A 20,859-nucleotide genomic window follows, 5' to 3' on the forward strand; every position below is an offset into this window, starting at 1 on the left:
GTGCAGCAGGCAGAGATCATCAGTCCGAAACTGCCTGCGATCAGCGATTTGCCGACGGTTGCGGTTGCCTTCGGCGGCGGCGGCGCGCGCGGGCTTTCCCATATCCACATCATCGAGACGCTGGATGAACTCGGTATCCGCCCGGTGGCGATATCGGGTTCCTCGATGGGCGCGATCATGGGCGCCGGCATGGCGGCCGGCATGTCCGGCGCTGAAATCCGCGAACATGCGCTGGCGACCGTCGGCAACAAGACGGCCGTCATCGCCCGCATCTGGGGCCTGCGGCCGGCGACGGTGCGCGATGCGGTGGCCAAGGGCGTCCGCATCGGCCAGTTCAATCTGGAGCGGATCCTCAAGGCCTTCCTGCCATCCGAGCTGCCGGCCCGTTTCGAGAACCTGCTGGTGCCGATGAAGGTGATCACCACCGATTATTACGGGCAGTGCGAGGTGATCATCGAACAGGGCGAGCTGTTCCCGGCGCTCGCCGCCTCTTCCGCCATTCCCGCCGTCTTCATGCCGGTGCGCCTGCGCGACCGCGTGATGATCGACGGCGGCATCAGCAATCCCGTGCCCTATGAATGCCTGATGGATCTTGCCGACATCGTCATCGGCATCGATGTCGTCGGCGCGCCGGAAGGCGATGGCACCCATATTCCGAACCGCATGGAAAGCATCTTCGGTTCCGGCCAGCTGATGATGCAGACGGCGATCACGCTGAAACTGAAGCTCCGCGCGCCGCATATCTTCCTGCGCCCGACGGTCGGCCGCACCGGCGTCATGGATTTCCTCAAGGCCCGCGAAGTCCTCGCCATGTCCGTCGGCGTCAAGGACGACCTCAAGTTCGCCCTCGACCGCGAGATCGAAGCGCGGCTAAAGCGCTAAAGTGCACTGCACGGGAACCGTTGCTTGTTTCCGGGCGACATCCATGCGCGGTTCAGTGAGCATCGCTTCGGCTATGAGTTCGGCATCGTCATTGTCGATTTCGAAGAGACCAAAGCGCAATCGATAGCCCCAGCCTCCCCGGTCGCTTGTGAAAGACAGCCGGCCGAGCAACGGCCGGATCGGCGTTTCCACGGCCCGCCACCAGGCGACATCGCGCCTCCAGGGGCGGAAACCGGGGTCAACGTCCACCTGATATGCCGCCGTCTCCTCGACCACGCCAATTGCCGTGAACGCCTGCAGGCGATCCTTGCAGCCAAATGTTTCGGTCGGCGAATAATAGATCACCCGGTCGCCAGGCGCGCTTCGCTTAAGCGGTGCGGCCTTGCCATGACAGACCTGCATGAACCCGGCTTCGCGCCCGACGCGGACATGATTTGCTGATGCGACAGCGATCCAGCTGCGGGACATGTTTCAGTCCTCCGCAACGTTGTAGACGCGCAGGCGATGCCCGTCGGGGTCGGCTGCAACAAAGGTGCGGCCGAAATCCAGGTTGGTCGGCGGCAACAGGATGGTCGCGCCCTTGACTTGCCATTCGGCGTGAAGCGTATCGACCTTATCAGCTGTCGCGACCTTGAAACCGACGTCGCAGCCGCCGCCCGCGGCAGCCGGCGCCGGCTTCACGCCCGCTCTGCCCCAGAGTCCCAGGGCCAGACCCGAAGGCAGGATGAACATGGCGAAGGTCGGGCTGAACTCAACTGGATCCTGCCCGAGCAGTTGGCCATAAAAGCCGGCGCTTTTTGGCACGTCGGCTACGAAAAGTAGAATGCTGTTGCTGTCGATCATTGGTGGCCTCCTGGTTGGGTCAGGAGGATCGTCTACAGAGACATGCTGACAGATTCTGGCAGTAGCATTCGCCTCTGCCGCCGTTCAATCCGCTCAAGCTTCGCACGTCCCGGAGTGGATTTATGCGTCCGCCGTCGCATCCGCGGTGCCCGCCAGCAGATCGTCCTCGAAGGGATCGACGGCGCGCTTCGGCTTGACCAGCGGTTCGGGACGGACCGGGTGGGAAAACAGCATGTCGCGCCCGGCCTGCAGCCCTTCGGAAACCTGCAGCGCCAGGCGGGCCTCGTCGCGCTTGCGGATATCCTCGCCGATTTCGTAGGCGTCGACCTCGGAAACGCCGAGCGCCTCCAGCGTCCGCCGCCCGAAGAGCAGGCCGGATTCCAGCGTTTCACGCAACTCGTAGTCGACGCCCTTGTTGCGCAGTTCGATGGAATGGATGCGGTCGTAGGAGCGCACATAGAGCCTTGTGTGCGGATAATCCGCCTGCACCAGCTCGACCACCTTGTCGGTGACTTCCTTCTTCTGGGTGCAGACGAGCACGATCTTTGCCCGGTCGATGCCGGCCGAGCGCAGCACGTCCTTGCGGGTGCCGTCGCCGAAATAGATGCGGAAGCCGAAGGAGGAGGCCTGGCGGATGCGGTCGGCCGAAAATTCGATGACGGTGACGCTGCGCCCGCCGGCAAGCAGGATCTGGGCGGCGATCTGGCCGAAACGCGAGAAGCCGACCATCAGCACGTCGGCGCCCGCGCCCTCGAAATCCTCGTCCAGCTCCTCCCGTTCGTCGCCGTTGAGCAGCCGTTTCGAAAGCGCCGCCCCGATCGGCGTCAGCGCCATCGACAGCGTCACGATCGCGACCAGCAGCGATGCCGTGCTGGTCGACATCAGTCCGGTCGTACCCGCGGCGGTGAACAGCACGAAACCGAATTCGCCGCCCTGCGGCAGCAGGAAGGCGATGCGGATCGCATCGTCGTGCGGCGAGCCCGAGACCCGGCAGAGCCCGTAGATGATGATCGCCTTGACCGCCATGACGATCGGCACGACGACGATGACGAAGAGCCCGTTGTCGAAGAGAACGTCGAGCTGCAGCGACAGGCCGACGGCGATGAAGAAGATGGCGAGCAGCACGCCGCGGAACGGCTCGATATCCGCCTCCAGCTCGTGCCGGTAGGAGGATTCGGCCAGCATCACGCCGGAGAGGAAGGCGCCCATCGCCATCGAAAGTCCGGCAAGCTGCATCAGGCTCGCCGATCCCATGACGACGAAGAGGGCCGCGGCGATCATCGCCTCGCGCGCGCCGGTCCGGGCGATGATCTGAAAGAGCGGCGTCAGCAGGTAGCGCCCCGCAACGACCATCGCCGCGACCGCGCCGACGGCCACGGTGAAATCCAGGAGCGGCGCATTGCTGCCTTTGCCACCGCCGTCGAGAATGGTGATCAGCGCCAAGAGCGGCACGATCGCCAGGTCCTGGAACAGAAGCATCGAGAAGGAGCGCTGCCCGTATCGCGTATTGACGTCGCCGTCACCTTCGAGGATCTGCATGGCAAAGGCCGTCGAAGACAGCGCCAGGCCAAATCCGGCAACGATGCTGCCGCGCCAGTCGAGAACGCCTGAAAGCCACGCCAGCGCGGTCAGCGCCAGCCCGCTCACCACCACCTGCGCCGTGCCGAGGCCGAAGATGTCGCGCCGCATCTGCCAGAGGCGGGAGGGTTTCAGCTCCAGTCCGATGATGAAAAGCAGGAAGACGACGCCGAGCTCGGCGACGGCGAGGATCTGTTCGCCATCGGTGATCCCGTGGAAGACAGGGCCGATGACGATGCCGGCGGCGAGATAGCCGAGCACCGTGCCGAGCCCCAGCTTCTTGAAGATCGGCGCGGCGACCACGGCTCCGCCGAGCAGCAGGATCGTTTCGGAAAAAAGGGCATTGGGCGCTGACATGCTGGCAATTTCTTTCAACGGCGGGAAGCGAGCAAGCAGCCCCGATAAAGAATCGGTGGCGGCGGCCTTGATGCTTGGGAGAGTGCACAATAAATGGAAGCCGAAGGAAAGGCCAAATCATGTCCTCTGAAATTGATTCCTCGACACTTCTTTCCCGCGCAAGTCAACTGATCGATCTGGCAAGGAAGGCAGGGGCCGATGCCGCCGACGCCGTCGTCGTCCGGTCGCGCTCGCAATCGGTGAGCGTCCGCCTCGGCAAGGTCGAGGGCACGGAATCTTCCGAAAGCGACGACTTTTCCCTGCGCGTCTTCATCGGCAAGCGCGTCGCCAGCGTTTCGGCCAATCCGGGCTTCGATCTCCAGGCGCTGGCCGAGCGCGCCGTCGCCATGGCCAAGGTTTCGCCGGAAGATCCCTTCGCCTGCCTGGCCGATGAGGCGAGCCTGTCGAAATCCTATCCCGACCTGCAATTGCTCGACACCACCGAGATCTCCTCCGAGATGCTGCGCGAGGCGGCTCTTGCCGCCGAAGCCGCAGCCCTTGCGGTCAAGGGCGTCACCAATTCCTCCGGCGCCGGTGCGTCGGCCGGCATGGGCGGCCTCGTTCTTGCCACTTCGCACGGTTTCGAGGGCAGTTACATGGCCTCGCGTTTCGGCCGTTCCGTCAGCGTCATCGCCGGCGAAGGCACTGGCATGGAGCGCGACTATGATTACGACAGCCGCCTTTATTACGCCGAGCTCGACGATCCCGCCGAAATCGGCCGTCGGGCCGGCGAGCGGGTGATCAAGCGGATCAATCCGCGTCAGGTGCCGACCGGCAAGGACGTCACCGTCATCTTCGACCCGCGTGTCGCCCGCGGCTTCGTCGGCCATATCGCCGGTGCGATCAACGGTGCTGCCGTCGCCCGCAAATCGAGCTTCCTGCGCGACAGGATGGGTCAGCAGGTGTTGAAGTCAGGCCTGTCGATCACCGACGATCCCTTGATCGTGCGGGGGCCTTCCTCGCGGCCCTTCGACGGCGAGGGCGTGTCCGGCGAGCGGCTTGTCATGATCGAGGACGGCGTGTTGAAACACTGGTTCCTCTCGACCTCCACGGCGCGTGAATTGGGTCTTACGACCAACGGCCGCGGCGTGCGCGGCGGCACATCAGTCTCGCCTTCCTCCAGCAACCTTGCCTTGGAACCCGGCGACATCTCGCCGGAGGAGCTGATCCGCAGCGTCGGCAACGGTTTTTATGTCACCGAATTGATCGGCCACGGTGTCAACATGATCACCGGCGAATACAGCCGCGGCGCCACCGGCTTCTGGATCGAGAACGGCGAACTGACTTTCCCGGTTTCCGAGGTGACGATCGCCTCGAACCTCAAGGACATGTTCATGCGCCTGACGCCGGCAAACGACATCGATCGCAAGTTCGGCGTCGCGGCCCCCACCTTTGCCATCGAAGGCATGACGCTTGCAGGGCGCTAGAGCATGATGCCGAAAAGTGTGCGCGGTTTTCGGACGACATCATGCTCTCATGATAGTTCAGAAACGGATTGATCTGATGAGCGACATGGAGAAAGCCCGCTGGCAGAGCGATCTCACGCTGATCGTCGATGCTGCGAAGGAGGCGGGTGCCGTCGCTTTCGGCTTCTTCAACCAGTCTCCGGAAGTCTGGTGGAAGAATGATGACCGCTCGCCCGTCAGCGCCGCCGATTTCGCCGCCAACAAGACGCTCGAGACCATTCTGCGCAAGGCCCGGCCGGATTATGGCTGGCTGTCTGAGGAAACCGACGACGATGCCGACCGTCTCTCACGCGAGACCTTGTTCATCATCGATCCGATCGACGGCACGCGCGCCTTCCTCGGCGGCCAGAAGGTCTGGTGCGTCAGCGTCGCGGTGGTTCATCGCGGCCGGCCGGTCGCCGGCGTGCTCTATGCCCCGGCGCTCGAAGAGCTCTATGAGGCGGTCGAGGGCGGCGTGGCGCTGAAGAACGGCGTGCCCTTCACCGTCTCTGTCGCCGACCCGGAGGAAATGAGCCGTCTTGCGATCGGCGAAGACTTGCTGAAGACCTTGCCGTCGGAATTCCAGGAGCGGGTGACGCGCGAGAAATACATCCCTTCGCTGGCCTATCGCATTGCCATGGTGGCGGACGGTCGTCTCGAAGGCACCTTCGTCAAGGCCAATTCACATGATTGGGACCTTGCCGCCGCCGATCTGATCCTCGCCTGCGCCGGCGGCGGTCTCGTCGATCTCGAAGGCCGGACGGTCGTCTACAACAGCGTCGAAGTCACCCACAAGGTCCTCTGTGCGGGTCCGACGCCCCGCCTCGGCGAATTCCTCGCGGCCTTTGCAGGACGACGAGACAGTTGACGTTTCCGTCAAAATCCCGCAGATGGGATGGCGGAGGAGAATAGGCAGAAAGAGAAGAAAAAATGACTGAATCCGGTGACAAGAAGCAGCTTTTGCATCTCGTTTTTGGCGGCGAACTGGAAAGCCTCGATGACGTCCAGTTCCGTGATCTGAAGGGTCTCGATATCGTCGGCATTTTCCCGGATTATGCCACGGCGCTGACGGCCTGGAAGTCGAAGGCGCAGCAGACGGTCGACAATGCGCATATGCGCTACTTCATCGTCCACATGCATCGTTTGCTCGATCCGCAGGAAAAGGCCAAGGGTAACTGACCTCGGCCACGAAGCTGAGTCAGAGACCTCGGCCAGGAGCTTCGGCCGGGCACCTCGGGATGTGCCGCCGGCGCGACCGCTCGTCGAGCGGGCTTTCGTGCATCGGGCGCCGTCGATCCGGATTGTTTGACGCATTCTGAACAAATTGATCGGCCATTGCGGCCGCAACGATAATTAGGGAATGGGTGTGATGTCGATCGGTTTTGATCGGAGGCTGGCGCAATGAGCTCCCGGATGGCGCGGTTCGGTCTGAGCGCATACCGTCTGGCGGGAACCGTGGCCTCTCCGGTCGTCGGCCTCTATATCACCTACCGCACCGCCAAGGGTAAGGAAGACCGGGCGCGCCGCCTGGAGCGCTTCGGTTATCCGAGCGCCAACCGGCCGCAGGGTCCGCTCGTCTGGTTCCATGCCGCAAGCGTCGGGGAAACCAATGCCGTCATCCCGCTGATCCGTGAAATCCGCCGCCGCGATATCCATGTCATCCTGACGACCGGCACCATCACCTCCGCCAAGCTCGCCGCCGAGCGCCTCGGCCAGGAGGCGATCCATCAATATGTGCCGCTCGACCTGAAACCCTCCGTCAGCCGCTTCCTCGATTATTGGCAGCCCGACTGCGCCATCATCGCCGAATCCGAGATCTGGCCGGCAACAGTGCTGGAGCTTGGCCGCCGCCGCATTCCGCAGATCCTGATCAATGCCCGCATGTCGGATCGCTCCTTTGCCCGCTGGCGCCGCCGCCCGGCGATCGCCGAAGCCTTGTTCGAGAATCTTGCCCTCGTCATTGCCCAGTCGGATGTCGATGCCGAACGTTTTCGCGATCTCGGCGCTGTCCCGGTCATCACCTCGGGCAATCTGAAGGTCGATACCGACGCACCGCCTTATGACAGCGCCGTCCTGGCCCGCTATAAGAAGCAGATTGGCGACCGCAAGACCTGGGCGGCGATCTCGACCTTCGACGGCGAGGAGAATGCCGCCGCCATCGTTCATCGGGCGCTCAAGGAGCGTGATCATCAATTGACGATCATCGTGCCGCGTCATCCCGAGCGCAGCGACGAGATCGAGGCGGCTCTGGTCAAGCAGGGGCTGAAGGTCGCCCGCCGCACCCGCGACGATGTCTTGTCCGCCGATGTCGATATCTTCCTCGGCGATACGATCGGCGAAATGGGCCTCTATTTGCGACTGACGGAAATCGCTTTCGTCGGCCGCTCGCTCTTTGCCGAAGGCGGCCAGAATCCGCTAGAGCCTGCCATGCTCGGCTGCGCCATTCTTTCCGGCGGCCATGTGCAGAACTTCCGCGATGCCTATCAGAAGCTTGCCCGCAGCGGCAGCGCCCGCATGGTGCGCGATACCGAAATGCTGGCCAAGGGCGTGCACTACCTGCTGATCAACGACGAAGCCCGCCGCAATATGATCGAGGCCGGCATCACCGCCGTGCACGAGATGCGCGGTGCGCTGACGGCGACAGTGAAGGGGCTGGAGCCCTATATCAACCCGTTGACGGTGAAGGCGCGGCTGCTGCCCAAGGCCGTGGCCCAGCTCTGAGGAACGAAGATGTCGGCAGCCGCCCCCATCAAAGGCATTCTTTTCGACAAGGACGGCACGCTGCTCGACTATGACGAGAGCTGGCTGCCGGTAAACCGCGAGCTGGCTCGCATCGCCGCGGAAGGGGATCCGCTTCTCGCCGACCGGCTGCTTGCCGCCTGCGGCATGGATCCGGTGACCGGTCATATCGTTCCCGACAGCCTGCTTGCCGCCGGCAATACTCGCCAGATCGCCGAGGGCCTCGTGGCCGCCGGCTCGATGGTCGATGTCGGCGAACTGACGGTGCGCCTCGACGCGCTCTTTTCCAGCGCCGCCGAATTTTCCGTGCCGGTAACCGACCTTGCCGGCTTCTTTTCCCGGCTGCATCGGCGCGGCTTCAAGCTCGGCGTCGCCTCCAGCGACAATGAGCGGTCGATCCGCCAGACGGCGGAGCGCTTCGGTTTTGCCGGCTATATCGACTACATCGCCGGCTATGACAGCGGTTTCGGCGTCAAGCCGGAACCGGGCATGGTGCTCGGCTTCTGCGCCGCGACCGGTCTTTCGCCTGAAGAGGTCGCCATGGTCGGCGACAACAATCACGATCTGCACATGGGCCTGAATGCCGGGACGGGGCTGAGGATCGCGGTGCTGACCGGCACCGGTTCGCGGGATTCGCTTGCCGCCGCCGCCCATCACGTGCTCGACGATATCACCGCCATCGAGACGCTTTTGCCGGACCTGCAGCCGGCCTGACCGGTAAGGGCTTGCATTTTTTCAGGTTTTGGCTTCTCAATCCAGCCGATCGAAAAGCAGGGGACCGGCTGCGGCTGGAGCAATTCCAGCAAAAGTGCACAGCGGTTTTGCCGGGAAGAGCGCGTAGCGACTTCCCAGGAATGGCGTGAGAACAAGGCCGGCAGGGGAGCGGGACGGCAAGATGATATCCGAAGCGCCGCCGTTCTGGTGGAGGAAAGCCGATTGGCGAGCCTGGCTGCTGCTGCCGCTTTCTTTTGTCTATGGCCGCATCGCCGGCCACCGCATGGCCCATGCGCGCCGCGCCTCCGTTCCAGTTCCGGTCATCTGCGTCGGCAATTTCACCGTCGGCGGCGCCGGCAAGACGCCGACGGCGCTGACGATCGCCCGTGCCGCCAAGGCGAAGGGGCTGAAGCCCGGTTTTCTCAGCAGGGGTTACGGCGGTTCGCTCGATGTGACCACCGTCGTCGATCCCGATCATCACCGGGCGGTTGCCGTCGGCGACGAGCCTTTGCTGCTTGCCCAGGAGGCGCTGACGGTGATTTCCCGAAGGCGTGTCGAGGGTGCTGCGCGCCTGGTGGCGGAGGGCGCCGATCTCATCATCATGGATGACGGGTTCCAGAGTGCCCGGCTGGCGATCGACTATGCCCTGCTCGTCATCGATGCGACCCGCGGCCTCGGCAACGGCCATATCGTGCCGGGCGGCCCTGTGCGAGCGCCGATCCGCCAGCAGCTGCGTCATGCGACGGCGCTGCTGAAGGTCGGCGGAGGCAATGCGGCCGACAGGATCGTCCGCATGGCGGCGCGGGCGGCAAAGCCCTATTTCACCGCATCGCTGAAAGTGCGGGGCGACAATACGCTCGCCGGCACGAAGGTGCTCGCCTTCGCCGGCATCGCCGATCCTTCGAAATTCTTCCGCACAGTGGAATCACGCGGCGCCGAAATCACGGTCGCCAAATCCTTCGGCGACCACGAGCACCTGACCGAGGAAGAGATCGACGACATCCTGACGACCGCCGAGCACCAGGGCCTTCTGATCGTCACCACCTCCAAGGATTTCGTCCGCCTCTCCGGCCATCCTGGCAAGGCAGCCCGGCTCGCCGAAAAGAGCCGGGTGATAGAGGTCGACATGGTGTTCGACGATCACCTCGCGCCCAGTCTCATCATCGACCGGGCGATCATTGCCTGTCGCGAGCGGCGCCTGCGGGAAATGAAGCCTGCCAGCCAGGGCAATCCAGGAAAAGCTGAGCCGCAGTTTTAAAGTGATAGAGGGCTTAACGCCGTTGGTTCGGCAGCACGCCGGCGCGTTTGTCGGCATCGATGGCCGAGATCACGTCGGCATAGGGCTCCTGCCGGGCGACGCTCCAGTAGCGCAACTCGTCGAGCGGGATCTGTTTCCCCGTCATCGCGCAGACGACATAGGAGCCGGGCGAGAGAATCTGGAAATCGCCATCGAGATACCGGATCTTCGCCTCGCGGTTTCCGTGCCCTTCGAACAAATTCATGCGCTCCGTTCCCTGCAGTCTGTCATTAGAGCATGTCGCACAAAAGTGTGCCGCGGTTTTGCGATCACGACATGCGGAACACCAAAGATCCGAAGCGTGGCAAGCGAATCTGAAAGATTCGCGACACGCTTTAGTCTGCCATACTCTCGAAAGGGCTGCTTTTCCAGCTTTTTTAGCTTCTGCCGAAAAGCCGCTCGATATCGCTGAGCTTCAATTCGATATAGGTCGGCCGGCCGTGATTGCACTGGCCGGAGCCGGGCGTCACTTCCATTTCCCGCAGCAGCGCGTTCATTTCCTCCGGCCGCAGCCGCCGTCCGGAGCGCACCGATCCGTGGCAGGCCATGGTCGCCGCCACATATTCGAGCTTGGCCGACAGGCCCGATGCCGTATCCCATTCGGCAATCTCATCGGCAAGCTGGCGGATCAGGCCATGCGCATCGACCTCGCCGAGCATCGCCGGCGTCTCGCGCACGGCGATCGCCCCGGGGCCGAAACGCTCGATCGCCAGGCCGAGTTCGGAAAGCTCCGCCGCATGCTGCATCAGCCGGTCGCAATCCTCTTCGGGAATGTCGATGATCTCGGGGATGAGCAGCACCTGCGAAGCGAGCCGCTTCGAATGCAGCGCCTTGCGCATCGCCTCGAAGACCAGCCGCTCGTGCGCGGCATGCTGGTCAACGATCACCAGCCCGTCCTCGGTCTGGGCGACGATGTAATTTGCGTGGATCTGCGCCCGCGCCGCGCCGAGCGGATAGCGCGCGGTTGCTTCGGGGGCGGCCGGCTGCGGCGAAAACTGCGACTCGGCCCGCGCCGTCGGCATCGACAGCCCGTCGAAGGACGCCTGCGGCCGTTCGCTGAGACCCGTTGCCGGCTGATAAGGCCGGAAGGGCGAGGTCTCAGCCGACCATGGCGCCTGCGGCCGCTGCGCCTGCGGCTGGAAGCCGGGGCGGAAGGAGCGCAGCATGTCGCTCGCCCCGGTCGTTGCCGCCCGACTGCCGTCGCGGGCCAAGGCCTCACGGATGGCGCCGACGATCAGGCCGCGCACCAGGCCCGGGTCGCGGAACCGCACGTCGGATTTTGCCGGATGCACGTTGACGTCGACGAGAGCGGGATCGAGCGTGATCGACAGCACCGCCACCGGATGGCGTCCGGAAGGGATCGTCTCTGCATAGGCGCCGCGGATCGCCGAGAGGATCAGCTTATCCTGCACCGGCCGACCATTGACGAAGGCGTACTGATGGGCGGAATTGCCGCGATTGAAGGTCGGCACGCCGGCAAAACCGGTGAGCGAGATCTCCTCGCGCACGGCGTCGAGCGCAATGGCGTTGTCGCGGAATTCCTTGCCGAGCACCTGCGCCATGCGCGCCAGGTGATCGTCGCCGGTCGCCGGAAATTCCAGCGTCGTGCGGTCCGAGCCCGACAGCACGAAGCGTACGGCGGGAAAGGCGATCGCCATGCGCTTGACGATCTCGGTGATGGCGCCGGCCTCGGCCTTCTCCGTCTTCAGGAATTTGAGCCGGGCCGGTGTGGCGAAGAACAGGTCGCGCACTTCGACGATCGTGCCGGGATTGGCGGCGGCCGGCCTGATATGCGCGATTTTGCCGCCGGCGACAGCGATCTCGTGGCCGCCGGCGCTGTCGCGCCTGCGGCTGGCGATGCTGAGCCTGGCGACAGAGCCGATCGAGGGCAGCGCCTCGCCGCGGAAGCCGAGTGTGCGGATGTCCTCGAGCGTCTCCGATATCTTCGAGGTGCAGTGGCGCCTGACCGCCAGTTCCAGATCGGCCGCGTCCATGCCCGAGCCGTTGTCGCTGACGCGCAGCAGCGCCTTGCCGCCGCCTGATGTGGCGATCTCGATGCGGGTCGCGCCCGCGTCGAGCGCGTTTTCGATCAGTTCCTTGGCAGCGCTCGCCGGCCGTTCGATGACTTCGCCGGCGGCAATCTGGTTGATGAGCGTTTCGGAGAGCTGTCTGATGGCCATGGGCTATTTTCGGGGATTCGCGGGCTGGAGGGAAGGGGTTGGCGCAAGCTTTCCCTAGGCGTGATCGGGGCCTCCCTCAAGATCGGGGTCGCCGCTGCATGATTTCATCCTTAAATCGGAACCGATCTAAGGATGAAATTATGCAGCAGTTCAAAGTGTTACAGCGTCCTCTGCGCGGCTGGAAAAGACGCGCGGCGCTGTAATGTTAAGCCGGTTTTAACATAAAAATGGCATTTCTATTCATATACCTCCGGAAGCTGCGAAATCGAACAGATGTGGGACGCAAGAGCATGAGTGCCGGCTTCGAAAAGGCGGACACATCATCAGAAATCGATGGGACCTCCGTCGAGGCCGATCTGCAGACGGCGCTTTTCGATGTGGTGTGCGACAGCCTTTCCGCAGCTTTCATCATCTACGACAAAAACGATCATCTGATCTTTGCAAGCCGCCAGACGCTGGAGTTCTTCCCGCTGCCGCCGGAGATGCTGAAACCGGGCACCCGGCTTCGCGATTTTCTGGGGGCGATGTATGACACCGGCATTCGTCAGCAATATGCTGCGAAGCAGGGCGGCTCGCTCAGCCGCGAGGACTGGCTGTCGCAGAAAATCGCCTCGCATTGGCGCGAGCGATTCGAATCCGTCGAGCGCCATGGCGCCGACAGCTGGGTCCGCTTCGTCAAGCGCAGGCTGCCGGGCGGTTACGGTGTCACCATCATCTCCGACATTTCCGAGGACAAGAAGCGCGAGGAGCAATGGCGTTCGGATCTGGAGCGCGTACAGCTGACCGAGGACATTCTCGACAATCTGCCGTTCCCGCTCTTCGTCAAGGACCGCAATCTCACCTATGTCGCCGTCAATCTCGCCTTCTGCGAAAAATATCAGACGACCGCCGACGAGGTGCTCGGGCGCAAGAGTGGCGATCTCTTCTCACCGGAGATCGCCAAGCGCTTTGAGGAAAGCGATCGTCATGTGCTGGAGACCGGCGAAATGTCGGTCTCGCGCCAACGACAGATCTCCCGCGACGGCATCGAGCGCGACATCGTCAGCCGCAAGCACCGTATCGGCAAGCCCGGCCGCTATTTCCTGGTGTCGACCACGCAGGACCTGCCGCGCGACGGCGCCGATCTCGACGAGTTCGGCCGGGCCTCGGCGATCACCACGTCAAGCAATCAAAGCTATCGCCGGGCCTATGTGCCGGTGCCGAGCGCCGTCGAGCGCCGCGAACCGGCGGCAATGGAAGCGATCGTTCCGGAGAATTTCTCGGGCCGCAAGGTCCTCGTCGTCACGGCCGACCTCGCCGCCGAGACCGCTGCGCTGCGGACCCTTTCGAAATACGGCTTCGAATCCTGCTCGGTCCGCGGCGAGGACGAAGAGGAGCGCTTCCTGGAAATCGCCACCTCCTCCGGCATCTCGCTCGATCTCCTGATCATCGACAATCAGATGGGCATGCGCTGCCTCGAACTCGCCGAGCAATACGGCATCCCGTCGCTGGTCATGGACGGTTTCCAGATCGCCAACGAACTCACCTTCCAGATCGCCCGCCATTTCAATCGCAACAGCCGCAGTGCTGCCGGTTCGGATACGGATTGGGAAATCAGCATCTCCGACGACGTGGTCGGCCTGCAGGTTCTCGTCGCCGAGGATAATGATATCAACCAGATCGTTTTTTCGCAGATCCTCGAAGGCCTGGGCTACAGCCATATGATCGCGGCGACCGGCGACGAGGTCGTGCGCATGTGGGCCGAACACCGGCCGCAGATCGTGCTGATGGATATTTCCCTGCCGGGCTTCAACGGCTTCGAGGCAGCGCGTCTCATCCGGCAGATGGAGGAAACCGGCGGCGGAGCCCGCACCCCGATCATCGGCGTGCTCACCCAGGCGTTCGAGCGCGACCGCGCCGAATGCGTCAAATCAGGCATGGACGATGTCATCATGAAACCCGTCAGCCCCGACATGCTGGAGACCGTATTTCAGAAGTACCTGATGGATGAGGCCGTGCGGGCGCGAGGCTAGGCGGAGAGACCCGTCAATTCCCTAAATTTGGGGGCGGTTCAGGCGGCAGAAGCCGTTGATTTACTATCGAATTGTTAAGACATGCCGGTCATTCTTTGCATGGCTCCGGAGGAAAGCTCGGGTTTGGATGATAAAATCGGCGGACATAGCCTTCTTGACCGTCGGTCAGAACGAGCTTCAGGCGATGGCCTATACCGATCCGCTGACCGGATTGGGAAACCGCAATCGCATGCGCGACAAGGTCTTGCAGATCTCTTCCGAGCGTGCCAGCGACCCGGCCCCCTTCACCATCGGCATCGCCAATCTCGACAGTTTCAAACCGATCAACGATCTCTTCGGCTCGGCAGCCGGCGATGAAATCCTTTGCCAGGTCGCCCACCGCCTCAAGGCCTGTATTCCCGATGGTGCATTGGTCACCCGTCATGATGGTGACGAATTCGCTTTCGTGCTGCCGCTGATTTTCGAGCGGGCGAGTGCCGAGAAATTCGGTCAGATGATCCGCGAGGTTCTGTCGGCTCCCTATGACCTCGGTGACCGCAACGTCCGTCTCTCCGCTTCCCTCGGCTTCTCCATCTATCCCTTCGCCGGAGAGGATTGCGATGAACTGCTGAAGAGCGCCGAAACCGCCCTCTACCGTTCCAAGCGCCGCGGTCGCGGCCAGATCACCGTCTACTCGCGCGAGATCGCCCAGGAGATGAAGCGCGCGACGCAGCTGGAGCAGGCGCTCAGAAACGCCATCATCTCCGATGCGATCGATGTGCATTTCCAGCCGATCGTCTCGCTGTCCAACAATCAGGTCGTCGGTTTCGAGGCGCTCGCCCGCTGGAACGATCCCGATCTCGGCTTCGTCGCGCCCGGCGTCTTCGTGCCGCTCGCCGAAGAGCGCGGCTTCATCGACGCGCTGTCGGAAGCACTGCTGCGCAAAGCCGCCGAAGCCGCCCTTTCCTGGCCACGCGACCTCTTCCTGTCGTTCAATCTCTCCTCGGCCCAGCTGATGGATCCGGGCACCAGCGGCAGCATCCTGTCGATCCTCGGCCGCGTCGGCTTCGATCCCCATCGCCTGGAGCTGGAGATCACTGAGACCGCGGTGATGAGCTCGGCCGATACCGCCCACCGCATCATCGCCGATCTGCGCGCCGCCGGCGTGCGCATCTCTCTCGACGATTTCGGCACCGGCCAGTCGAGCCTCGGGCGCCTGCGCGACTTCATCTTCGACAAGATCAAGATCGACCGGGCCTTCGTCTCACGCATCAATTCCGATCGCGCCTCCGAACATATCATCAAGGCGATCTTGACTATGTGCGAGGGTCTGGAGCTGGAGGTCGTGGCGGAAGGCATCGAGGATTATGCCGAGGCGGTAAAGTTGCGCACGCTCGGCTGCGGCATGGGCCAGGGCTATCACTTCGGCCGTCCGGCCGACGGGATCGCCACGCTGCGCTTCCTGCACGAGAACTATTACGATCCGACCATGGTGGAGCGGGTCAGCGCATAAAGCGATGGCGCCCCTAGGAGCGCCATCGCCTACGCTATACTACCGCGCGTGGTTTACTTGACCCCGGTCTACTTGGCCGTGGTCGAGCCTGTCGACGTGGCGTCGGTCGGCAGGGCGGTACCGGTGGCCGGTGCCTTTTCAGCCGACTGCATGGCCAGCGTCTTGAACTCAGGTGCGGCCTTCAGCGATTCAGCCGTTTCGCTTGTCGTCAGCTTGACGCTGCCGTCCTGGGTATTCTGGGCTACGGTGATCTTGTCCATCGGCACGGCGACGTTCTTTTCGCCGATACCGAGGAAGCCGCCGACGCCGACGATCGCGGCAACCAAGCCGCCATCCTTCTTCATGATCAGGTCGTTGACGCTGCCGATACTTTCATTGTTGCCGTTATAGACCGACTGGCCGATATAAGTATTGGCGCTGATCTGATCCGGAGCCTGTTCGGTGATATAACCGGCCTCAGCCGTGTCTGTCGTCGCGGCCGGGGCGGGAGCCTGTGCGGCATCGCCTGCGGGCTTGGTGACGTCAGGAGTGATCGGCGGCTTCGGGGCTGCCGGATCGGCAGGCGCCGCTTGGGTCGGAGCGGCGGGATCCGCCGGCTGCGGGGCCGTCTGTGAGAATGCCGCCGGTGCGAAAGCCGTGGCAAACAGCGCGCCAGCGGCAACGGTCGTCAAGAGTTTGCGTGTCATTTCGAACCTACCTTCAGTTCCCTAGAGTGATCGCTGACCCGGCAATATCTGTGTGATTGCCGCGCCGGTTCGAAGGGAGAATGACTGGTGGGTCGATTGGTTCCGGTTGAAAACACGGAAAATTTCTCGATTCTCACGGAACATTTATCGAAAAACCGCTGCAGAAACGAGAAAGAGCGCCCCGGTCCGAGGGCGCCCTTGAGGGTCGTTGGCAAAGCCGGATTTAGATCACATAGACGGGATCGAACGCGCCTTTGACCTCGATGCCGAGTTCCAGAAGCGCGCCGGCGCTCGGCTGGGCCGAACGGGCATTTTCATCCAGCCCTTCCCAGGCGGTGGTGACCGCCAGCCGGTCGGCATTGACGCCGATGAAGGCGGGGCAGGAGGGCTGGACGGCAGGAACCTTGTAGCGGGAGATGCGCAGGCCATCGGGATTGTAGCGGTCGACGACCCCCGCACCCCAGCGTGCATTCCAGATATAACCATCGGCATCGACCACCGAGCCGTCGATGTCGCCGGGCTCGTTCATGCTGTCGACGAGCACGATCGGTTCGCCCGAGGGCAGGCCGGTCTGCGGATCGACCATGACCCGCATCAGCCGGTTGATGCGGGAATCCGTATAATAGCCGACCGTGCCGTCCGGCGAGAAGCAGATCGAATTCGGGATGCTGATGCCGTTGAAGATCTTCGTCACCTTGCCGCTGGCGACATGATAGATGGCGCCGGCCTGGTTTTCCGCCCGCTTGCTCATCGTGCCGATCCAGAGTGCACCGGAAGGATGGGTGCGGCCGTCGTTCGAACGGTTTTCCGGCCTGTCGTTTTCGAGCGCGGCGTAGAAGGTGAGGTTGCCGCTGGCCACGTCGCGCACGAAAAGCCCTTCCTCCGTCGCGATCAGCTGCCGTCCGGCGTCGATGCGGGCAAGTACGCTCGCCATCACAGGCAGCGGATGCACCTTTTTCGCGCCTGTCGAAAGATTGAGCTCATGCAGTTCCTTGCCCAGGATGTTGAACCACCAGACGGTATTGCTGTCCGGATCATAGGTCGGGCCTTCGCCGAGGACGGAATTGGTGTTGCAAAGGGTTTTGCCCTCGAACTCATAAATATCGGTCATACGCTCACGCTCCCAATGGCTGCATCATAGGCGTAAATGGTCGCCTTGGCGCGCTCGGCAACCTCTGACGCGGTCATTCCGGGTTTGTAGATGCTGGTGCCGAGGCCGAAGGCGAAGATGCCGGCCTTGGTATAATCGCCGAAGTTCTTGTCCGATACGCCGCCGACGGCGGCAATCGTGAGTTCCGGCGGCAGGATGGCCCGGATCGCCGTGATGCCGGAAGGACCAAGCACGCTTGCCGGAAAGAATTTGAGACCGGTGGCGCCGGCGCGTGCCGCCGCCAGCGCCTCGGTCGGGGTAAAGACACCCGGCATCGTCACCATGCCGTATCCGCGCGCCCGGATGATTACCTCAGGCTCGACATTCGGCGTGACGAGCAGTTTGCCGCCGGCAGCATGCAGGCTGTCGACCGCCTCGACCGTCAGCACAGTGCCGGCGCCGATCAGCACGTCTGCCGGCGCCATCTTCGCGGCGATCTCGATGGATTTGAACGGTTCGGGCGAGTTGAGTGGGATCTCGATCGCCGTCAGGCCGTTTTCGATCAAGGCGCCGACGACGCTTTCGGTCTCTTCAGGCCTGATGCCGCGAAGGATGGCGATCAGCGGACGCTTCATGTCGGGGAAGGGGATACGGGTCATTGTGTCAGCTTTCTCAATTCGGCCAGATGGCTTCGGCGGCAGCCGAAAGCCCGCGGCGCACGGCGGCGTCGGCGTCGATGGCGGTGAAGGCAAGGGAGAGGGTTTTGAAAGCCTGTTCATAGAGCGCCTGCAGGCGCCCGGAGGCAACGAGGGTGATGTCTGAGTTGGCCGCATCCTGCAGTGCCCCGGCGATTTCGAGGCCGATCAGCGTGCCGGAAAGCCGGGCTTGCGCGGCAGCGGCTGAAATGCCGTGCAGGAGCTGGCCCGAGCGGGCCGTGAACAGCAGATTGGAGGCAAGGGCCGGGCGCGCGAAAGCCGCCGAGACCGCCGCCTCGAAGGCCGCCGCATCCGCCGGCTGCTCTTCCGCCCCCGCAACCGCATGCGACAGGATCGTGTGTTTGCTGATGACGTCGAAAAGCTCGCCGGTCATGAAGGTCGAAAAGCCGGTAACTTTGCCGTCCGTCACATGCACCCATTTCGAATGCGTGCCGGGCATGCAGACCGCCTGCGCTCCGGAGCTTGCGCGGCCGAGCGCGCCGAGCAGCTGGGTTTCCTCGCCGCGCATGACGTCGGGTGTGGCGATATCCCGCTGGGCAAGGCCCGGCAGGATGCGGATGTCGCGGCTTTCGCCGGGCACGGAGACCGCCCCGGTGAGGATCGCGGCGAGCGGCGTCGGCACGTCGATATAACCGGCCTCGACCCAACCTTGCCTGGCGCCGGCCATGCCGCAGACGATCACCGGCAGGTTTTCCGGCGCTTCGATGGCAGCGAGATGGCTGGCAAGCACGGTGGAAAAGCCGGTCTTTGCGGCGCTCGTCATCCCTTCGCCGCTGCGGCGTTCGGCAAGGACGGTGCCGTCCCGGTCGATCAGCCAGAGCCGGAAGCTGCTGGTGCCCCAGTCCACCGCGACATAAGCGGGATTTGCCATTACAGAACGCCTCCATCGACAATCAGGGACTGGGCGGTCATCGCCGCCGCGCAGTCGGATGCAAGAAACAGGCAGGGGCCGACGATCGCATCGGGCTTGAGTGCGACTTTCAGGCACTGGTCCTCGACCGAACTCGCAATGCTCTCCTCGGTGAGCCAGAGCTGCATCTGCCGCTCGGTGACGACCATGCCGGGCAGGATGCAGTTGACGCGGATATTCTCCGGCCCGAGCCTGCCCGCCATGCTCTTCGTCAGCCCGACGACCGCAGCCTTCGCCGCCGCATAGGCGGGAAAGCCGCCCATGTTCAGCTTGAAGGCGATCGACGACATATTGATGATCGCCCCGCCGCCGGCCGTCCGCATCGACGGCACGACTGCCTGCGAGGTAAAGAACACATGCCTGAGGTTCACTGCCTGGTTGTTGTCCCAATAGACCTCGGTCACCGCGTCGAATTCATGGCGGTCGTCCCAGGCGGCATTGTTGACCAGCACGCGGATCGGTCCGGACCGCGCAATGACGGTATCGACCGTGCTCCGGATCGCCTCGATATCGCGCAGGTCGGCATGGTGAAAGGAAACCGGATGCGCCGTCTCGCGCGACAGCCTTTCGGCGAGCTCGCGGCCTGCGGTCTCGGCGATATCGATGAACGACACCTTGGCGCCCTGGCGCGCGAAACCTTCGACGATCGCAGCGCCGATGCCCGATCCGCCGCCGGTCACGAGCACGGCTCGGTCCTTGAACTCGGGAAATTGTGCTGTTGGCATCATGGTCACTGTCATCGTCAGCGGCGCCTCCCAATTTTATCATTGTTCCATTATCTGGAACTTAATTTGACTATATGGAATTATCGAATTACACTGGCCTTTCTGTCAAGGGTGAGTGAGGCGATGAATTCAAACGGCGACGGGCCAGCACAGTCACGCGAAACCGGCACGCTCGGCAAACTGATGGTTCTGCTCGATCTCGTCACCCATGCCGATGCGCCGCTGCGTTTCACCGATATCCTGGCTCTTGCCGGCCAGCCGCGCGGCACGCTGCATCGCCAACTGAGTCACCTGGTGGAGGAAGGCCTGCTCGAACTCGATGGCGACGGCCGTTATGCGCCGGGCCTGCGCCTGCTCGATTTCGCCGCGCGCAGCTGGGCGCGCAACGAATTTCGCCTGATTGCCGAGCCGCACCTCGCCGATCTGCAGCAGGCGACCGGCGAGACGGTGCATCTCGGCGTTCTGAGAGGCCAGTCGATCATCTATCTCGACAAGGTCGAAGGCCGGCAGCCGGTGCGCATGTATTCGCAGATCGGCAATGCCTCGCCCTGTTATTGCACCGGCGTCGGCAAGGCGGCCCTGTCGCTGCTCCCGGCCGAGAGCCTCGGCGATCTCGTCGCCGGCCTGAGCTTCACCAGCTTTACCGCCTCGACCCATGTCTCGGCCGAAACGCTGCTGGAAGAAATCCGCGAAATTGCCGATCAGGGCTTTGCCTTCGACCGTGAGGAGCACGAGGCCGGCATCCGTTGCGTTGCCGCACCCGTCTGGTCGGAGGATCGGACTTTTATTGGGGGCGTTTCGATCACCGGCCCGGCCTATCGCCTGTCGATGGAACTTCTGCGCCAATGGGCCGTTCCAGTTCAGCTGGCAGCTGGGAGGATCATGGAAGGCATGCGCGTCCGTCTGGGGCCGCGCCGCTGACGGAAAAAATCGCAGTCCGCCCGCCGCTGGACGCGATTGCAGAGCATGCTTATGGTGAGTGCGATATTGAGATTTGCTGGCGAATCACCACAACTAGAACGGTCAGCGAAATCTACAACCATTCAACGGCCGAACGCTAAACGCCAAAGCCGATCCCATGTGATCCCAAGCGATCATCATTCCCTATGCAATCGAAACACCCATGGCGGGCAGGTTTCGCAAACGGTTTGCCG

General features: G+C 63.1%; 20 protein-coding genes. 10 read left to right on the forward strand and 10 right to left on the reverse strand.

Translation table 11 applies throughout. The annotated features are described in order from the left end of the window. Positions 1 to 882 carry a patatin-like phospholipase family protein gene (locus tag NE851_RS14445; RefSeq protein ID WP_047613802.1) on the forward strand — a complete coding sequence of 294 codons (882 nt, stop codon included), beginning with the start codon at positions 1 to 3 and terminating at the stop codon, positions 880 to 882. Here NE851_RS14445 and NE851_RS14450 read toward each other — a convergent pair. From NE851_RS14450 to NE851_RS14460, 3 genes are all read right to left on the reverse strand, one after another. Beyond that, entirely contained in the window at positions 871 to 1,350 is a 480-nt protein-coding gene (locus tag NE851_RS14450) for an EVE domain-containing protein (protein WP_254961165.1), read from the reverse strand. The two genes, NE851_RS14445 and NE851_RS14450, sit on opposite strands and share 12 nt — an antisense overlap. A 3-nt stretch (positions 1,351 to 1,353) precedes the next feature. Beyond that, on the reverse strand, positions 1,354 to 1,725 hold the full coding sequence (locus tag NE851_RS14455; protein WP_097595298.1) for a VOC family protein: 372 nt from the start codon (positions 1,723 to 1,725) through the stop codon (positions 1,354 to 1,356). A gap of 120 nt (positions 1,726 to 1,845) precedes the next feature. Further along, positions 1,846 to 3,660 carry a monovalent cation:proton antiporter-2 (CPA2) family protein gene (locus tag NE851_RS14460; RefSeq protein ID WP_254961167.1) on the reverse strand — a complete coding sequence of 605 codons (1,815 nt, stop codon included), beginning with the start codon at positions 3,658 to 3,660 and terminating at the stop codon, positions 1,846 to 1,848. A 119-nt stretch (positions 3,661 to 3,779) separates the two neighbouring features. On the opposite strand from NE851_RS14460, the gene NE851_RS14465 reads away from it, so the two are divergent. From NE851_RS14465 to lpxK, 6 genes are all read left to right on the forward strand, one after another. Next, the gene (locus tag NE851_RS14465; protein WP_254961170.1) at positions 3,780 to 5,126 is read left to right on the forward strand and encodes a TldD/PmbA family protein; all 1,347 of its coding nucleotides are present in this window, start codon (positions 3,780 to 3,782) and stop codon (positions 5,124 to 5,126) included. A 76-nt stretch (positions 5,127 to 5,202) separates the two neighbouring features. Next, positions 5,203 to 6,012 carry a 3'(2'),5'-bisphosphate nucleotidase CysQ gene (locus NE851_RS14470; RefSeq protein WP_254961171.1) on the forward strand — a complete coding sequence of 270 codons (810 nt, stop codon included), beginning with the start codon at positions 5,203 to 5,205 and terminating at the stop codon, positions 6,010 to 6,012. Positions 6,013 to 6,074: 62 nt separating this feature from the next. Further along, positions 6,075 to 6,323: a DUF4170 domain-containing protein gene (locus tag NE851_RS14475; protein ID WP_047613812.1), complete on the forward strand. Its 249-nt coding sequence runs from the start codon at positions 6,075 to 6,077 to the stop codon at positions 6,321 to 6,323. Between the two features lie 222 nt (positions 6,324 to 6,545). Continuing rightward, positions 6,546 to 7,865, forward strand: coding sequence for a lipid IV(A) 3-deoxy-D-manno-octulosonic acid transferase (waaA, locus tag NE851_RS14480; RefSeq protein WP_047613814.1), 1,320 nt, complete (start codon positions 6,546 to 6,548; stop codon positions 7,863 to 7,865). A 9-nt stretch (positions 7,866 to 7,874) separates the two neighbouring features. Beyond that, entirely contained in the window at positions 7,875 to 8,597 is a 723-nt protein-coding gene (locus NE851_RS14485) for an HAD family hydrolase (RefSeq protein WP_063476418.1), read from the forward strand. Between the two features lie 181 nt (positions 8,598 to 8,778). Continuing rightward, the gene (gene lpxK, locus NE851_RS14490) at positions 8,779 to 9,855 is read left to right on the forward strand and encodes a tetraacyldisaccharide 4'-kinase (RefSeq protein WP_097542868.1); all 1,077 of its coding nucleotides are present in this window, start codon (positions 8,779 to 8,781) and stop codon (positions 9,853 to 9,855) included. Positions 9,856 to 9,868: 13 nt separating this feature from the next. On the opposite strand, the gene NE851_RS14495 is transcribed toward lpxK, so the two are convergent. Together NE851_RS14495 and mutL are read right to left on the reverse strand one after the other, a co-directional pair. Next, positions 9,869 to 10,099 (reverse strand): DUF2093 domain-containing protein, encoded by a 231-nt coding sequence (locus tag NE851_RS14495; protein WP_003545832.1) that lies wholly within the window; start codon positions 10,097 to 10,099, stop codon positions 9,869 to 9,871. Positions 10,100 to 10,271: 172 nt separating this feature from the next. Next, the gene (gene mutL, locus NE851_RS14500) at positions 10,272 to 12,074 is read right to left on the reverse strand and encodes a DNA mismatch repair endonuclease MutL (RefSeq protein ID WP_097630524.1); all 1,803 of its coding nucleotides are present in this window, start codon (positions 12,072 to 12,074) and stop codon (positions 10,272 to 10,274) included. A gap of 290 nt (positions 12,075 to 12,364) precedes the next feature. Between mutL and NE851_RS14505 the strand changes: the two genes are divergently transcribed. Further along, positions 12,365 to 14,086 (forward strand): response regulator, encoded by a 1,722-nt coding sequence (locus tag NE851_RS14505; protein WP_047613824.1) that lies wholly within the window; start codon positions 12,365 to 12,367, stop codon positions 14,084 to 14,086. Positions 14,087 to 14,213: 127 nt separating this feature from the next. After that, positions 14,214 to 15,578 (forward strand): putative bifunctional diguanylate cyclase/phosphodiesterase, encoded by a 1,365-nt coding sequence (locus tag NE851_RS14510; protein ID WP_097595294.1) that lies wholly within the window; start codon positions 14,214 to 14,216, stop codon positions 15,576 to 15,578. A 68-nt stretch (positions 15,579 to 15,646) separates the two neighbouring features. On the opposite strand, the gene NE851_RS14515 is transcribed toward NE851_RS14510, so the two are convergent. The 5 genes from NE851_RS14515 to NE851_RS14535 form a co-directional block, all read right to left on the reverse strand. Beyond that, positions 15,647 to 16,264: a PRC-barrel domain-containing protein gene (locus tag NE851_RS14515; protein WP_097595293.1), complete on the reverse strand. Its 618-nt coding sequence runs from the start codon at positions 16,262 to 16,264 to the stop codon at positions 15,647 to 15,649. Positions 16,265 to 16,487: 223 nt separating this feature from the next. Continuing rightward, positions 16,488 to 17,375, reverse strand: a complete 888-nt coding sequence (locus tag NE851_RS14520; RefSeq protein ID WP_097542864.1) for an SMP-30/gluconolactonase/LRE family protein — start codon at positions 17,373 to 17,375, stop codon at positions 16,488 to 16,490. After that, positions 17,372 to 18,013, reverse strand: a complete 642-nt coding sequence (locus NE851_RS14525) for a 2-dehydro-3-deoxy-6-phosphogalactonate aldolase (RefSeq protein WP_028757735.1) — start codon at positions 18,011 to 18,013, stop codon at positions 17,372 to 17,374. The genes NE851_RS14520 and NE851_RS14525 overlap by 4 nt, the downstream gene beginning before the upstream one ends. A gap of 13 nt (positions 18,014 to 18,026) precedes the next feature. Next, positions 18,027 to 18,941 (reverse strand): 2-dehydro-3-deoxygalactonokinase, encoded by a 915-nt coding sequence (locus NE851_RS14530; protein WP_097542863.1) that lies wholly within the window; start codon positions 18,939 to 18,941, stop codon positions 18,027 to 18,029. Beyond that, the gene (locus tag NE851_RS14535; protein ID WP_179867802.1) at positions 18,941 to 19,708 is read right to left on the reverse strand and encodes an SDR family NAD(P)-dependent oxidoreductase; all 768 of its coding nucleotides are present in this window, start codon (positions 19,706 to 19,708) and stop codon (positions 18,941 to 18,943) included. The genes NE851_RS14530 and NE851_RS14535 overlap by 1 nt, the downstream gene beginning before the upstream one ends. Before the next feature lie 120 nt (positions 19,709 to 19,828). Here NE851_RS14535 and NE851_RS14540 point away from each other — a divergent pair, with 120 nt between their 5' ends. Then, positions 19,829 to 20,626, forward strand: a complete 798-nt coding sequence (locus NE851_RS14540) for an IclR family transcriptional regulator (RefSeq protein ID WP_097595290.1) — start codon at positions 19,829 to 19,831, stop codon at positions 20,624 to 20,626. The last annotated feature ends 233 nt before the right edge of the window (positions 20,627 to 20,859 follow it).

This window comes from Rhizobium anhuiense bv. trifolii, assembly GCF_024346605.1.
Taxonomy (GTDB): domain Bacteria; phylum Pseudomonadota; class Alphaproteobacteria; order Rhizobiales; family Rhizobiaceae; genus Rhizobium; species Rhizobium anhuiense.

Excerpts from the sequence above, each read along its gene's own strand:
- lpxK (WP_097542868.1), top strand. The coding sequence starts at position 8,779 with ATGATATCCGAAGCGCCGCCGTTCTGGTGGAGGAAAGCCGATTGGCGA.
- waaA (WP_047613814.1), top strand. The coding sequence starts at position 6,546 with ATGAGCTCCCGGATGGCGCGGTTCGGTCTGAGCGCATACCGTCTGGCG.
- NE851_RS14530 (WP_097542863.1), bottom strand. The coding sequence starts at position 18,941 with ATGGCAAATCCCGCTTATGTCGCGGTGGACTGGGGCACCAGCAGCTTC.
- NE851_RS14505 (WP_047613824.1), top strand. The coding sequence starts at position 12,365 with ATGAGTGCCGGCTTCGAAAAGGCGGACACATCATCAGAAATCGATGGG.
- NE851_RS14495 (WP_003545832.1), bottom strand. The coding sequence starts at position 10,099 with ATGAATTTGTTCGAAGGGCACGGAAACCGCGAGGCGAAGATCCGGTAT.
- NE851_RS14535 (WP_179867802.1), bottom strand. The coding sequence starts at position 19,708 with ATGATGCCAACAGCACAATTTCCCGAGTTCAAGGACCGAGCCGTGCTC.
- NE851_RS14520 (WP_097542864.1), bottom strand. The coding sequence starts at position 17,375 with ATGACCGATATTTATGAGTTCGAGGGCAAAACCCTTTGCAACACCAAT.
- NE851_RS14455 (WP_097595298.1), bottom strand. The coding sequence starts at position 1,725 with ATGATCGACAGCAACAGCATTCTACTTTTCGTAGCCGACGTGCCAAAA.
- NE851_RS14460 (WP_254961167.1), bottom strand. The coding sequence starts at position 3,660 with ATGTCAGCGCCCAATGCCCTTTTTTCCGAAACGATCCTGCTGCTCGGC.
- NE851_RS14465 (WP_254961170.1), top strand. The coding sequence starts at position 3,780 with ATGTCCTCTGAAATTGATTCCTCGACACTTCTTTCCCGCGCAAGTCAA.
- NE851_RS14470 (WP_254961171.1), top strand. The coding sequence starts at position 5,203 with ATGAGCGACATGGAGAAAGCCCGCTGGCAGAGCGATCTCACGCTGATC.
- NE851_RS14515 (WP_097595293.1), bottom strand. The coding sequence starts at position 16,264 with ATGACACGCAAACTCTTGACGACCGTTGCCGCTGGCGCGCTGTTTGCC.
- mutL (WP_097630524.1), bottom strand. The coding sequence starts at position 12,074 with ATGGCCATCAGACAGCTCTCCGAAACGCTCATCAACCAGATTGCCGCC.
- NE851_RS14540 (WP_097595290.1), top strand. The coding sequence starts at position 19,829 with ATGAATTCAAACGGCGACGGGCCAGCACAGTCACGCGAAACCGGCACG.
- NE851_RS14485 (WP_063476418.1), top strand. The coding sequence starts at position 7,875 with ATGTCGGCAGCCGCCCCCATCAAAGGCATTCTTTTCGACAAGGACGGC.
- NE851_RS14525 (WP_028757735.1), bottom strand. The coding sequence starts at position 18,013 with ATGACCCGTATCCCCTTCCCCGACATGAAGCGTCCGCTGATCGCCATC.
- NE851_RS14510 (WP_097595294.1), top strand. The coding sequence starts at position 14,214 with ATGATAAAATCGGCGGACATAGCCTTCTTGACCGTCGGTCAGAACGAG.
- NE851_RS14450 (WP_254961165.1), bottom strand. The coding sequence starts at position 1,350 with ATGTCCCGCAGCTGGATCGCTGTCGCATCAGCAAATCATGTCCGCGTC.
- NE851_RS14475 (WP_047613812.1), top strand. The coding sequence starts at position 6,075 with ATGACTGAATCCGGTGACAAGAAGCAGCTTTTGCATCTCGTTTTTGGC.